This window comes from Aquimarina sp. AU474, from assembly GCF_900312815.1.
Taxonomy (GTDB): Bacteria; Bacteroidota; Bacteroidia; order Flavobacteriales; family Flavobacteriaceae; genus Aquimarina.
Map to the genome: position 1 here is coordinate 860,276 of NZ_OMPE01000009.1, position 14,323 is coordinate 874,598.

The following is a 14,323-nucleotide window of genomic DNA, read 5'->3' on the forward strand; positions in this document are numbered from 1 at the left end:
ATTCAGGTCTTCTAATTAATCGTGCATCTACTGTATCTTTAAAATATACAGATCTCCACCATACGTATTATCTACATTAGAGAACAAGCTCTGTTTTGCTTGATCGAGACCGTCAAATCTCTTCAAGTATACATAGATATAATTGTCTTTCGGATTTCTGAAATATTGGGGTTCAAGACCTTGCGATCTCAATTTCTCCATACCTCTTTCGAAATAATTCTCTCTCTTGAAAATGTTCGTAATCAAGTAGTATCCGTTTTCAATATTATGTCCTCCTATATAGGATAAATTCTCTGTTAATACTGTATCATCTTTAACAGTATCTGTTATCAAACGCGTTTCTTGTAATAGTCTCTTAAACGATTCAACTCTACTTTTTGCAATATGCAGTATCCACATGTCTCCATAATACCTATTATCAATATTACTTAGATACTTGCGGGCCGCTTCATCCTTGTCTGTGTAACTTTCGATAGCCACATATTGGAAATTATTCTCAGGATTCAAAATAATCTGTGAATCATTAAATCCTAAATCTTTCAAAGTACTCGTAAACTTATCTGCATAAGTACCTCCTTTAAACACATTACCAATCAGGTAATATCCTTCAGGATAACCAGGGATAAACTTGGTTGCAAATTGTGCTTCTGGTCTTGTAGCATCGGCAAACTTTACAAATCTATTGTTGGCAGTAAGTCGTTTAGAACTTGCTGGATCAGCATCTTTAGCTTCTGTAGCATCATCATCCATGTTTACAAGCGACTCCAAAAGTTTACTGAAATCACGCTTATCCACATTTAGACTAGTTGTCAATAACGAATCTCTTTTTGCAAATATCTTACTAGATATTCGAGTATTATTATCTAACTCTTTCTTAATTTCTTCTAAGCCCTCTTCATTTTCTTCTGGTACAGCAGCGGCAGCGGCGGCAGCTTCCTGTCTTTTTCTCTCTTCTTCAGCCAAACGAGCAGCTTCAGCCTCAGCAGCTAATCTTTGCTCCTCTGCAAGACGAGCGGCTTCTGCCTCTTGAGCTAATCTTTGCTCTTCTGCTATTCTAGCAGCTTCCTGCTCTTTTTCCGCGATCTTAGCATTAAGCTCTCCTACCAAACCACTTACATCAGCCTCTGGAAGAATATCACTCGATTGCACAATACCTAATTGATTTCTTAATGCAGCTACATCTCCATTAGTAATGATTTCTCTTGTTTGAGTAATCAATTCTTGGATGCTACGCTGTTCTTCAGCTTGACGTTGCTCTTCAGCTAATCGTGCAGCTTCTGCAGCTTCTTGTCTTAATCGCTCTTCTTCAGCTAATCTTGTCGCTTCTACTTCTTTTTCGGCAATCTTAGCATTAAGCTCTCCTGCCAAGCCACTTACATCAGCTTCTGGAAGAATATTACTTGCCTGTATAATACCTAATTGATTTCTCAATGCAGCTAAATCTCCATTGGTGATAATCTCTCTTGTTTGAGTAATTAATTCCTGGATACTACGCTGTTCTTCGGCTTGACGTTGCTCTTCAGCTAATCGTGCAGCTTCTGCAGCTTCTTGTCTTAATCGCTCTTCTTCAGCTAGTCTTGTAGCTTCTGCTTCTTTTTCATTAATCTTAGCATCAATTTCAGCCAAAAGAGCTTCTTTTTCTTCGTTTGGTATAAACTGGCTAGCTCTTACAAGATCTGCTTGGCTTCGTAACGAATCTGCATCTCCGTCGGTAATAACCTCTCTTGTTGTTCTTACTAACTCCTGAAGTCTACGTTGCTCTTCGGCTTGACGTTCTTCTTCAGCCAAACGTGCAGTTTCTGCAGCTTGAGCTTGTTGTTTTTCAGCAATTTTAGCATTAAGCTCTCCTGATAAACCACTTACATCGGCTTGTGGTAGAATGTTACTAGCTTGTATGATTGTCAACTGATTTTGCAATGCAGCTAAATCTCCACTAGAAATTATTTCTCTTGTCTGAGCTATTAATTCTTGGATTTTATTAGCTTCATCGGTTTGACGTTGTTGCTCTTCAGCCAAACGTATTGTCTCAGCTTCTTGTCGTTGTTTTTCTTCTTCAGCAAGACGTACAGCTTCGGCTTCATCGGCCTTCTTCTGCTCTTCAGCCAGTCTAGCTTCTTCCACAGCTTGTTGTTCTGCTGCTTCGGCTTCTCTAGCAGCTTCTTCTTCAGCTATACGGGCTTCTTCTGTTTCTTGCTCTGTTACTTCACGTTGTAACTCTTTTTGTGCAGCTAATCGCTCTTCTTCAGCTTTCTGCTCGTTTACTTCGCGTTCTAAATTCTTTTCCGCAGCTAATCGCTCTTCTTCGGCTTTCTGTTCAGCCATTTCAAGCTCTAACTTCTTCTGCGCAGCTAATTCTTCAGCTTGTTTATTTAGTAGTTTTACTTCTTCTTCTCGTTGTAATTCAAGTTCTCTAGCGGCTCTAGCTTCTTTATCTTTTGCCTCGGCAATAGATCTCTCCAGCTCACTCATTGCTCTTTGTTCTTGGCTTTGAACCTCACCATTCTCATCCTGCAACTCTCTTATGATCTTATTTTGTTCAAGAATTTCCCTTTTTAATCTTCTAATTTCAGAATCTCTAGCTTCGTATGCCTTTTGTGTTCCCGTTTTTGATTTACTTCCTCTTCTTGGTTTTTCTCTAGCGAAATTATAAGCCAGTCCTACTTCATGTGTAGATCCAAAATCACCAGTATCTCCTAGTCCCATTTCATAGGTATATCCTATAGAAACGTTTGAAGTAATATTACCTCCTATACCTACGGAAGCGCCATAAAAACTATTATATCCTGCTTGCGCCCATCCTAACTCTGGCAACTCCACAATAACATTACCACCATATCTAAGGCTTGAATCTGATTGTGATTCTTCATCAGATCCTCCATCGGTATTGGTTAGCATATTAGCATAAGCCATACCTCTAATAGTTTTATCAGAACGTCTTTCTAAACTTGTTGTATACATTACATGGCCAGTAAACGCCATGTTGTCGGTTAATAACTCACTTCCGCTAAGGTTGTATGCTGCAAGATTTGCAACAGAAACCCCCACATCAAACTCTTCGTAATTGAAGTTTACTCCTGGTGATAGGGTAAAAACAGAACTGTTTTCGAAATTAAGAATTGTTGGGTCACTAACTTGAACCCCATTATTTAAGACAATACTAGTGGCAGAATCTATATTGGATTTAATCCCACTTTGTGAAAAAGCAAGGTTTAAACCAAAGGTAAAATTCATATCTCTGTTAAGTTCTATGTTGTATGCAAAATTGGCAATTCCTCCAAAATACCTATAGATCCCTTCGTTTTGTTGATGTAAACCAATACCAACTCCTGTTTTCTCATCAAAGTTTGCGGTATAATTAATAAGATACGTTTGAGGATTGTCATTAAATCCGGCCCATTGTGTTTTATTATACGCATTAATAGATCTCTTATTCTCGCGAACCAAAGAAAAGGTAGGGTTAAAGTAGAATCGATTATATTTTACTAAATTATGGGTAGGAATGTCTGTTGGAAGTACTCCGAAAACGGCAGTTTCTTCCTCTTGTCCCTTAACAAAGTTAATGGATAGACATAATATTAATAATAGTAATTTTCTGACCATAAAATTATCTCATTACCGTTATCGAGCCTTTTCTGAGCACGGAATTGTTTTTCGTTATTATGTAATAATATATCGGGTCTTGACCCGAAGATTTTGAGTTTTCAAAGGGCCAGTTGTTTTGATAACTAACACCCATAAAATCAACTTGACCATTTCTATTATAGATAGTGACCTCTACATCTTGTTGGTTTACCAAAGATGCAGGCAAGAACCAATTATCATTAACATTATCGCCATTAGGCGTAATTACGTTAGGGATAATCTCTGTTATACCTTGGGTTCCTATACTAATCGGAGGCACAATAACCTCACATATTGCAGATGTTATTGTTACAAAATACTCTCCTTGTTCTGTTACTATTAATGTATTATTGGTTTCACCATCTAATACTATATTCTCACCATCTACTATCCTAGACCATTGATATGTATATGCATCATTTTGAGGCACCGAAAGTGTTACCGATTCTCCCTCTGTAAGTACAAGCGGGTCGGCCAAAATAACTGTTCCTTGTGGTATAAGTGATACAGCGAGATCATTAGAGGTAATACCAGTAAATTCTCCTGTCCTTAAATCAGCCATAAGCGTATATACTGCATCAATATCTGAACTTGAAACCTCTATCGATGTAGTAGTGTCTCCTGTAGAAACTCCATTTCTAAACCATTCGAAATCAAAAAATGTTAATTGTTCTTCGGTTAAGGGAACATCTAAACCACCTACGGTTTGACCTGTCATTTCTAACAGCTCTAAAGTAAACGTTTCAGCAGCACAGGCATTTTCATCTTCCGTACCGATTACAATATCAAATCCGGTAGGTGCAAATAATTCTGTTTCTGAGAATAAAAAACTATTACAAGGGTCAAGTGCATCGATTTCTACTCGATACCTACCCACAAACTGAGCCTCAAAAGACGAAGTTCCACCAGATAAGAGAGTTTGACTTTGTAAACTAGTTTCTACAAACCATCGTACTGTACTCCCGTCTGGAGCATCAGTCATAATTTCTAGATCGATTATTTGTGTTGGTAGTAGGATTAAATTTTCTGGTAAAGCTTGTGTAATCGACGATCCTTCGTTTACAACCGTTACAGGACCCGCCACAAGTTCACAATCCTCACTAAAAGTAACTCGCACCTCATAATCTCCTGCAAATTCATTATCCGGTAATGTGATAGTGGGGCTTATTTCGCCATCAATATCTACACCGTCTTTGATCCATTGATAATCAAATGCAGAGCTTTGTTCACTAGAGTTTAAAACTTTAATTTCATTAGGGCAAAAAGAAAAATCGGGAGCAGGGGTTTCTATAAACACCGAAGACACATCTATTAAAGATACGTCTACTCTATTGGTTTCTTCGAAGGTGAAAAAGTTTTGACAGTTACCCAAGGGGATCCTGGCAAAATATCTACCGACATCGTTGACGACGAGACTGGGACTTGATTCTCCCACAATGAGCGCGCCATCTTTAAACCATTCCCATTCAAATGTATCTGCTGGTACAGCATTATCATCAAGATCTTCTAACCTAATAGTCAGCGTTTTGGTAAATGTACTTACATTACAAAAAATAACATCTTCCCGTTCGTTAAGGAATAAATCCAAATCATTTCTAAAAAAATGCATCGCAGTATCATCAGATAATTCACTAATAATTACCGGATCTGTTGTAGATATAACTCTTAATTTATAAGTATCACTATTCGCATTTTGTGGTATTGCAAAATCGGTAAATTGAATTTCTAGAGTGGATCCAGAACCATTATTTGGCCCCACGACTCTTGCCAGTTCTTGTATTTCATTAGGGTCATCAAAACTACCGTTTGGGTCAGAAAGTTGAAGAATAAACTCATTATCGGAAGGAAGTGGATCTCCCGGATTAAGTTCGGCAATGACCGTAAAAGAATTGAACGTAATATCAGCACAAGCCGCAAAATCCTGAAGCACAGGTGCGCCAATAGTCCTTTGGGCAATAAGTTCATTAAAATTAATGAACAATAATGCACTGACGATCAATATGAGGTTAAGTTTACTTTTCATGATATCACACTTAAATTATTGGGTGGATATACTTATATCAACTCAGCGATTTGGGGCGCTTGTTAATAATATTGTTAATATATTTTTTACCAAGACATAAAATTATAAATTAAATAGTTATATCAAACTAAAATTTTAATTTTTTTTGTAATAATTTTCTGACTAGTGGTGTACCGCACCATATCAATTAAATACAAATTGCTTATAAATAACTTTTTAATATACGTAAAATTTTGTTAATCAAGCTATTGTGTGAATAAAAAAAAGAGTTATGTGCCTTAAACAAATACTAAAATTTCCCCAAATTTAGCGATCAAATTGATAGAATATGGGTAAAAAAACATCAAAATCCGTCTCTTTTCTTGGTTTTTAGTGGGACATAAACACTGAGAAAATGGTATTTTTTTTCGATTAAGTGTAAAAATTGTTGCCAAAATTTTCGGTTAAAAATGTTAAATTTTGTCTTCAATAACGGTTAAAATTCTCACTTATATTTCTGTTTTAAAATCAAAAAAACTCCATCCGGAATTTATCCAAATGGAGTTTCTAAAAAAGGTTATAAAACACTACTCTTTTGTTTCAGAAATCGTGTCTCCTCCGTTTAATTCTATAATTACTTTTTCGGTAATATCTAGTTCTTCTTTACCATATAAAATATTACTTACTTCAGTATCCCCATAAATGTATGTGTACCCATTTTTCTTTCCATAATCTTTAATAAAGTCTTTTACTTTACCAATTATAGAATCTATTTCTTGTTGGCTTCCTTTTTGGATTTCTTGCATTTTGGCTTGCTGTTCTCTTTGCAATCCTTGTTGCTTAACCATTAATTCTTGTTGCTTCTTTTCTCTATTAGATTTAGACATTGAATTTGCAATATTTTGAAATCCTTGCACCTCTATCTGAAATTGCTTCGCTTTTTCCTCAAGTTCTGCTCGTACTTCATTATTACGCTTTGTCCATTTTTCTTGTGCAGTCTTCATTTCTTTAAAATCAGAAACTACTTTGGTGTTATTTACATAACCAGTTTTTTCAACCTGCTGATTGCACGACGTTAAAATTAAAACTGCGCTTGCAATCCATAAAAATTTTTTCATGTTTCAAAATTTAGTTCAGCGCAAAAATATCAAAGTTCAATTGATGTTATCCATTATATTTCTGCAAAAAACAAAACTATAAGAAAAAACAATAATATCAACCATTGCGATATAAAAAAACTATTAAAAATGAATTAAAATAAACGCTTTTAAGAAGGTTTAATAAAAAAGCAATGTCATTCTATAATAAAACCATTCAAATTGCATTAAAAACAGTCAAAAATCGAAATTATTTGTTTTGAAGTATATATATATGAGAAGAAAACTCCTTCGAACGTTTTCCTTTTAGATTTGAACATAAACCTATCCAAAATGCATTAAGAAAATTCATTTTTCCATTTTTGTATTTTTCTGATAATAGAGAAACATAAAACGAATCAAAATACATAGGCTGGATATTTTGAAGTTCTATCTGTTGTTCTCCAAAAAGTTTTTGAATTGTAGTTTTAGAAAAATGCCAAAGATGTCTAGGAACATCGTAAGCCGCCCAAAATGATTTATAATACAGCGCATCATAAGATTTAAAATTAGGAACTGCAATGATGACGTATCCATTTGGTTTAAGAAGACGTTTAATTTCTCTAATCTGATTTTCTACATTAGGCACATGTTCTAGTACGTGCCACATTGTGATCACATCAAAAGTTTTATCCTTAAAATCTAAGGTTGTCCTTTCTAAGTTGATTCCTTTATTTTCGGCTAATTTTTTTGCTTGCTCATTAGGTTCGGTTCCTAACACAGTCCATCCTGATTTTTTTGCATTAACCAAAAAATCACCAGTTCCTGCACCAATATCCAAAAGTCTACCTGGCTGATGATTAAGTTTAGAAATCAGTTTTACTTTTTTATTAAGAGAATATTCTTTTACTAAATGATATAGTTTTTCAAAAAAAGAGCGTTTTGCATCTGTGTGAGAAATATAGTCCTCGCTCTCATAATATTTCCCTAAACGATCCTCTTCAGGTTTTGGAGTAGTAATCAACAGGTCATAAATTGGGTCATGCAATAATTGAAACTCCTCTCCCGATACACTGTGATCTTTGCAGGTTATAAAAAACTCTAACTCCTGTTTTATGTTCATCTTTATTATTGAGCGCATTTTGTGTTCGTGCACAAAAGTATTTCTAATCAAATCTTTTTCAAAACATATTTTGATTTAAAAGATCAGAAATTCATTGTTCTATTCTTTTGAATGTATTAAGAGAATTTTTGTGATCCTACTATCTATCACAAACTCTTGTTCATTTGCAAAAAGCATTTGTGTGTTTTCAAAACTAAAAGGCAAGAAGTCTTTACTTTTGTTCCACGTGGAACTATTCATTTATCATATTATGAACCTCAACATTTAATAACGTACGAAGTTCATTTGCCTTTTCTACAGCTTCCTGATATTTATTGGTTTTATACACAGTAACGTTTTTGTTTCCTTTAAAAAAACGAACTACAACTTTGTTATGCCTTTCTTTGGTTCCTAATGCGCTTACAGTACTCCAATCGTTATTCAGACTAAAAGAAGCAGAAAAAACAGAAATATAATCTGGGAAATCCAAATCGAGTTTAATCGAAAAGAGAGAAAGACCAAAAAAGGAAAACAACTTCTGATTATTAAAATCACTAGATATTTTATACGACGTTGAAAAACCAAAAATTAACAATGTTATTATAAACAAAATTAATCGTGGTAAGAAAGGTTCAGTTTGGTTAAACAAAAATAGAAATGAAAAAAGCAAAACAATACTCGTCACAATTTTTCCTTTTAGAGCCTTTTCTTGTTTACAAATTACATAACTCATTACCTTCCCATATAAACTAAGAGTACCGAAATGTCACTTGGAGAAACGCCACTAATTCTTGATGCTTGCGAAATTGTAGCTGGTCTAATTTTGGACATTTTCTCACAAGCTTCAAACGATAATGACTTTAGTTTTGTATAATCAAAATTCTCTGGAATTTTAACCTCTTCTAAACGGTTAAGTTTATCTGCATTGTTTTTCTCTTTTTCAATATAACCTGAATATTTAACCTGAATCTCTGTTTGTTCCAAAATCTCTCTGTCTAGGTTGTGTTCTTCTATATACGCTTTGACCTTTTCAAAATTCTTTATGTCCTTCAATTCAATTTGTGGTCGAGAAAACAATTTAAACATCTTTCCACTTTGTTTCACTAAAGAAGAGTTTTTTGATTCCAACACAGGATTTGCTTCTTCGGCAGACACACTGGTGTCTTTAAAAAACTGAACGAAAGCAGAAGATTTTTTCTCCTTCTCTTCCATTCTCTTCATTCGCTCATCTGAAGCCAAACCTATTTCGTGTGACTTCGGTGTTAATCTAAAATCTGCATTATCCTGTCTTAATAATGTTCTGTATTCTGCTCGAGATGTAAACATTCGATACGGTTCTTCTGTTCCCTTGGTAATTAGATCATCAATCAAAACTCCAATATAAGCTTCGCTTCGCTTTATAATAAAAGGTTCTTGTTCTTTTACTTTTAGAGCCGCATTAATACCTGCCATCAAACCCTGGGATGCCGCTTCTTCGTATCCTGTTGTTCCATTTATTTGACCCGCAAAAAACAAACCTGAAATCAACTTTGTCTCCAAAGTGTGTGTTAATTGTGTAGGCGGAAAATAATCATATTCGATAGCGTATCCTGGTCTAAAAAATTTCACATTCTCAAAACCAACTACAGATCTAAGCGCTTTAAATTGTACATCTTCGGGCAGCGATGTCGAAAATCCATTTACATAAACCTCTACTGTGTTCCAACCCTCTGGTTCGACAAAAAGCTGATGTCTATCTTTATCGGCAAATCTGTTTATTTTATCCTCAATAGAAGGGCAATATCTTGGCCCTATACTTTTTATTCTACCATTAAACATTGGCGAACGATCAAACCCTTCACGTAACAAATCATGCACCTCTGTGCTTGTATATGTCATATGACATGATCTTTGTTCTGCTAATGGTTTTGTTAGATTCGTGTAACTAAATTTTTCCGGACGTTCATCTCCTGGTTGTTCTGTCATCTTAGAATAATCCAAAGATCTACCATCTACTCTGGGAGGTGTACCTGTCTTCATTCTTCCAGCTTCGAAACCAAAATTAATTAACTCTTCGGTGATTCCTGTAGCCGCTCTTTCGCCAGCTCTTCCTCCACCAAATTGTTTATCCCCAATATGAATCAATCCATTTAAAAAAGTTCCATTAGTAAGCACTACTGTTTTTGATCTAACCTCAATACCAAGTGATGTCTTTATGCCGCAAACTTTTCCATTCTCGACCAACAATCCGCTAACCATTTCTTGATAAAAATCAAGGTTTGGAGTTTGCTCCAAAAGCAATCTCCACTCCTCTGCAAAACGCATACGATCACTTTGAACTCTTGGACTCCACATTGCGGGTCCTTTTGATTTATTCAACATTTTGAACTGGATCGCTGTACGATCACTCACAATACCACTGTATCCACCAAGAGCATCAATCTCTCTTACTATTTGTCCTTTTGCGATTCCTCCCATGGCAGGGTTGCAACTCATTTGCGCTATGTTCTGCAAGTTCATTGTAACAAGCAAAGTGCTACAACCTAAATTTGCGGCTGACGCCGCAGCTTCACTTCCGGCGTGACCAGCACCCACAACAATCACATCATACTCTGTATTAAACATAATTTTCTTTTCCTTGTTCCACGTGGAACATTATAATATCTCTATACTACATTTGTTCCACGTGGAACAAATCACACCAAAAACCCTACTGTTCCACGTGGAACATTAACAACTTCTCGTTCTCTTTTGTTCTCATCAAATCACTCTCTTCATCCGTCTTGTCCTTATATCCACAAAAGTGTAAAACACCGTGTACAATAACCCTTCTTAACTCTTCATGCTCATCAACCTTAAACACACTTGCGTTCTCTATAACTCTTTCATGCGATATAAAAATATCACCATTAAGTTCGTTCCCTAAAGTATTATCAAAACTTATTATATCCGTAAACGTATCGTGGTTTAAAAAGTCCTGATTGATCTTTAACAAATATTCATCATCACAAAATATAAAATTGATCTCACCAATAGTTTTACTCTCAGAGTCTACAACTCTATTTAACCACGACTGAACACTTGACTCATCTGGCTTAACTATATTTGTTTCGTAAAAGAAATTAATCATTGTCTTTGCTAAAATACTCCTGTACCTTTTGTTTGTAATTTTGCCGCAAAGGTAATACTTGTCTATTTAATATCTCTGTAGTATTGAAATATTGTTTCGCTTTTTCTAAACGTGTTTGACTTTGATTATCATACTGTGTTTGATTGGTCTTACTTTCTCTTTTCTCCTCCTTACCTTGCTCAAAACTTGCCTCATCTAGTTTCAAAAGTTGATGTTTCAGATCCATCATCTTACTTAAGGTTCTGTCATTAAACCCTCTTTCTAACAATTCTTGTTCTACCTCTTCCATTCTTTTTAACAGATCACTACCCACACCTTCCTTTAATCCTTCTTTATCTATTTTATCCTGAAGCGCATTTCTAAGTTCTTGTTGTTGCTTATATATCTCATACAACTCTCCATTAAGATCTTCTCGTTGTTGTTGTGATTCGCCCTCTCCATTTTGGTTTCCACCATTTTTCTTTTTGCCTTTCTTGCCACTATCCTTCTCCCCATTTTCGCCAGAGTTTCCATCTTTATTTTCTCCATTCTCACCTTTATTTTGTTCGCCTTTTTGCTGGCCTTTTTTCTTACCCTTTTCATTTCCTTTCTGCATTTGTTCATTAAGCTCTTGCTGTTTTTTAATTATATCAGGTAATTGAAATTCATTTTCTCCACTCTTTCCTTTGCCCGCTGCGGACATACTATCTTGCATTTGATCCAGCGTTCTGCTTAATAAATAAGCGAGATCATTAGAGCCTGTAACTGTGTATTGTTGGTTAGCCGTTCCTTGTACAACCTGATTCTGGGCTAATCTAGAAAGTGACTTATCAATATTAAACTCTATATCCGTTAATTTTTGAGTAACGTCTTCAGTGATTTGCGGGGTTCGTAAAGCCAAAGCATATAAACTATCATCTATATGAATGAAATTTTCTCTGAGTACACTTTGCCTTTTTAACCTATCCGAGTATATAGGATTATCTATATCTATACCTTTAAAGTTTTTCATTAGACCTTCTTGCTCTATAGAAAAATCAACGAGATTGTCCAATACTTGCCTAAGCATTTGCATATCCTCTTGTTGTTGTTCTCCTCCTGCCATCTGCATTTGCATTCTCATAGTGTTACTCATTTGTTTCATTTTTTGAGCTGCACTCTTTTGATTCTTCTTTGCTTCTGATTTTTTATTTTCATCTAGATTTTCACTAGCCTTTTTTTGCTCATCATTTATCTCCTTTTCATCTTCCTTTTTTTGATCCAATTTCATTGGCTTTTTTAGGTCGTCATTGGCCTTTCTCAATTCATCCATTTCCTTTTGAAACTCTTCAAACTCTTCATTCAATTTATCCTGTTTCTCTTTTGTATTCTCTTCTTCATTTTCTTTTGATAATTCTTCTTGTTTATCTGAAAGGTCATCCAATTTTTGAACCATCTTTTCATGTTTCTCAATCACATAATATCGCTTGGTCAATTCTAAAAGCTGTTCCAAATTCTTTTTTAAATTTTTGTTTTCTTTTCCTAATTCTTCAAGCTTTTTGGTTAATTCTTCTTTTTGAATCTTATCGGCGAGGCGCTCAATTTCTTCCAAAAGTTTTTCGTTCTTTTTTAACTTCTCCTCATTTCTTTCTAATCTTTCTTTAAGAGCATCCTTGAATGGTTCTTCTTCGTTTTTCTTTTCAAACTGATCCAAATTATCTTTCAACTTCTGAGAAAAATCTTGCATCATCTTTTCCTGAAGTTTTTGTCTTTTAAGAAAATCATCTAACTTTTTCTTATCATTAAAATCAAGTCTTTTCTTCTCTTTTTGGGTTTTACTTAGACTTTTAAGCTCCTCCTCCTGTTCTTTAAATTTATCCAGAGATTTATTTAATCCAGAGATAGCTTCATTTTGCTGTTGTAGTAATTTTTCTTCTCTTTCTTTTTCTGTTAGTTTTCTAAAATTAAAGACCTGGCTCTTTGTTCTTTTATAATTATGAATGGCATCATTATCAAACACCTCAAAATAAAACTCATAATCGGCTCCATCTATCAAATTTAACTCTCCAGGAAAATCATAAATAAACTCATCAAACACTGTGTGATTAATCTCTATGTCATCAATGTTTCTTTTTGTGGGTTGCTCTACATTGTAATACACCAATCTCAAGTTTTTCAAACCATAATCATCACTAATTCTACCAAAAAAATAAACCGTTGTATTGTCCACAGTATCCCTTTCAGATTTGAGATTCAGTTCAGGATATTGATCCTTAATCACACTAAGGTTAAAAGAGAGGTTATCGTAATTACTCACGTTATTGTTTGAAGTCGTTATTTCATAATCGAGGTTACTATATATTCTCTTTTCATATTCAAATTTATCTTTGTTTTTTAAGAGGGAATGAATTGTGTCCTTTGTTCTAATGTCTACCTTATCCGTATTTCTAGTGTTTACAACCCATGTTATTTTTGTTCCTTCTGGTACTGTTGCATTTCCAGAGCTTTTAAGTGTTTCATCCTTCTTAAGCGTATAACCCGGATAATCCAATTTCATCTCAAAATCTAATAATGCTGGTATTGGAACAACAGATAATCTATACGGTATTGTGCTAATATTATTAGCAGAAACAAAAAATTCTATCGACTCTCTTACCTGTACAAAAGTGTACTCAAATTCTCCTACGCCCGTATTTTTCAAAAAATACACTTCATCATTATATTCAATTGTAGCAATTTCGGGAATAATATCCCCACTTACCCTAACCTTTAAAACATAATCTTTACTTTCGAAAGCCATTAATTCTTCATTAACGATAAAAAATTGAAAAGGCGCAGGCGGTTCATATGCCTCCTTATAGTTTACGACTCTTTTATAACTGTCCGAAATCCAATTCGTTTTATTCACAGCAAAAAGAACTAAAAATATAGTTATAGGGATCGCCGCATACTTAAAATACTTTATGTTCTTTTTTAAATTGATTGCCAAGGTAAACGGTACAGGTCTAAGCTCCTTTGATTTTTGTTCTATACTAGCCAACAATAATGTTGAGTCATTCTTGTCTTCACTAAGTTGTAATAGATTTAACAACTTATCATCTACCTCGGGGAAATGATCGCCTATAATATTCGAAGCCACTTTAAAATCTATTCCACCGGCGAGTCGAAATAGCCTTGCAATAGGAATAGCTATCAATCTAATAAATAATGCTAGCTCGACAACAACAAATAGCCAAAACAATATTGTTCTCCCTGTTGAACTAAGCCACAAATAATTTTCAATTAACACGGTCATCAAAAAATACAAGACCCCGATTGCAAAAAAAAGAATGGTTCCTTTTATCAAATCATTGAGGTAAAATTTCTTAATAAACACCTCTAACTTGTTCTTTATAAGCTCAAAATTATCCATACCACTAATCTTCATATTTCAATAACTTTTAAAACTACAATTT

General features: G+C 34.7%; 8 protein-coding genes. All 8 read right to left on the bottom strand.

All coding sequences use genetic code 11. From position 1 onward, the window contains the following. Positions 1-27: 27 nt before the first annotated feature. On the bottom strand, positions 28-3,600 hold the full coding sequence (locus tag DK508_RS17285; protein ID WP_109302041.1) for a PorP/SprF family type IX secretion system membrane protein: 3,573 nt from the start codon (positions 3,598-3,600) through the stop codon (positions 28-30). Positions 3,601-3,604: 4 nt separating this feature from the next. Next, the gene (locus DK508_RS17290; RefSeq protein ID WP_109302042.1) at positions 3,605-5,644 is read right to left on the bottom strand and encodes a gliding motility-associated C-terminal domain-containing protein; all 2,040 of its coding nucleotides are present in this window, start codon (positions 5,642-5,644) and stop codon (positions 3,605-3,607) included. 566 nt (positions 5,645-6,210) lie between these two features. Continuing rightward, positions 6,211-6,741 carry an OmpH family outer membrane protein gene (locus DK508_RS17295; protein WP_109302043.1) on the bottom strand — a complete coding sequence of 177 codons (531 nt, stop codon included), beginning with the start codon at positions 6,739-6,741 and terminating at the stop codon, positions 6,211-6,213. Between the two features lie 229 nt (positions 6,742-6,970). Then, positions 6,971-7,822, bottom strand: a complete 852-nt coding sequence (locus DK508_RS17300) for a bifunctional 2-polyprenyl-6-hydroxyphenol methylase/3-demethylubiquinol 3-O-methyltransferase UbiG (protein ID WP_109302044.1) — start codon at positions 7,820-7,822, stop codon at positions 6,971-6,973. Positions 7,823-8,054: 232 nt separating this feature from the next. Beyond that, positions 8,055-8,534 carry a hypothetical protein gene (locus DK508_RS17305; protein WP_109302045.1) on the bottom strand — a complete coding sequence of 160 codons (480 nt, stop codon included), beginning with the start codon at positions 8,532-8,534 and terminating at the stop codon, positions 8,055-8,057. After that, positions 8,534-10,405 carry a tRNA uridine-5-carboxymethylaminomethyl(34) synthesis enzyme MnmG gene (mnmG, locus tag DK508_RS17310; protein WP_109302046.1) on the bottom strand — a complete coding sequence of 624 codons (1,872 nt, stop codon included), beginning with the start codon at positions 10,403-10,405 and terminating at the stop codon, positions 8,534-8,536. The genes DK508_RS17305 and mnmG overlap by 1 nt, the downstream gene beginning before the upstream one ends. Before the next feature lie 85 nt (positions 10,406-10,490). Continuing rightward, on the bottom strand, positions 10,491-10,910 hold the full coding sequence (gene ybeY, locus DK508_RS17315) for an rRNA maturation RNase YbeY (protein WP_109302047.1): 420 nt from the start codon (positions 10,908-10,910) through the stop codon (positions 10,491-10,493). Then, positions 10,903-14,295: a DUF4175 family protein gene (locus DK508_RS17320; protein ID WP_235016430.1), complete on the bottom strand. Its 3,393-nt coding sequence runs from the start codon at positions 14,293-14,295 to the stop codon at positions 10,903-10,905. The genes ybeY and DK508_RS17320 overlap by 8 nt, the downstream gene beginning before the upstream one ends. Positions 14,296-14,323 lie beyond the last annotated feature (28 nt).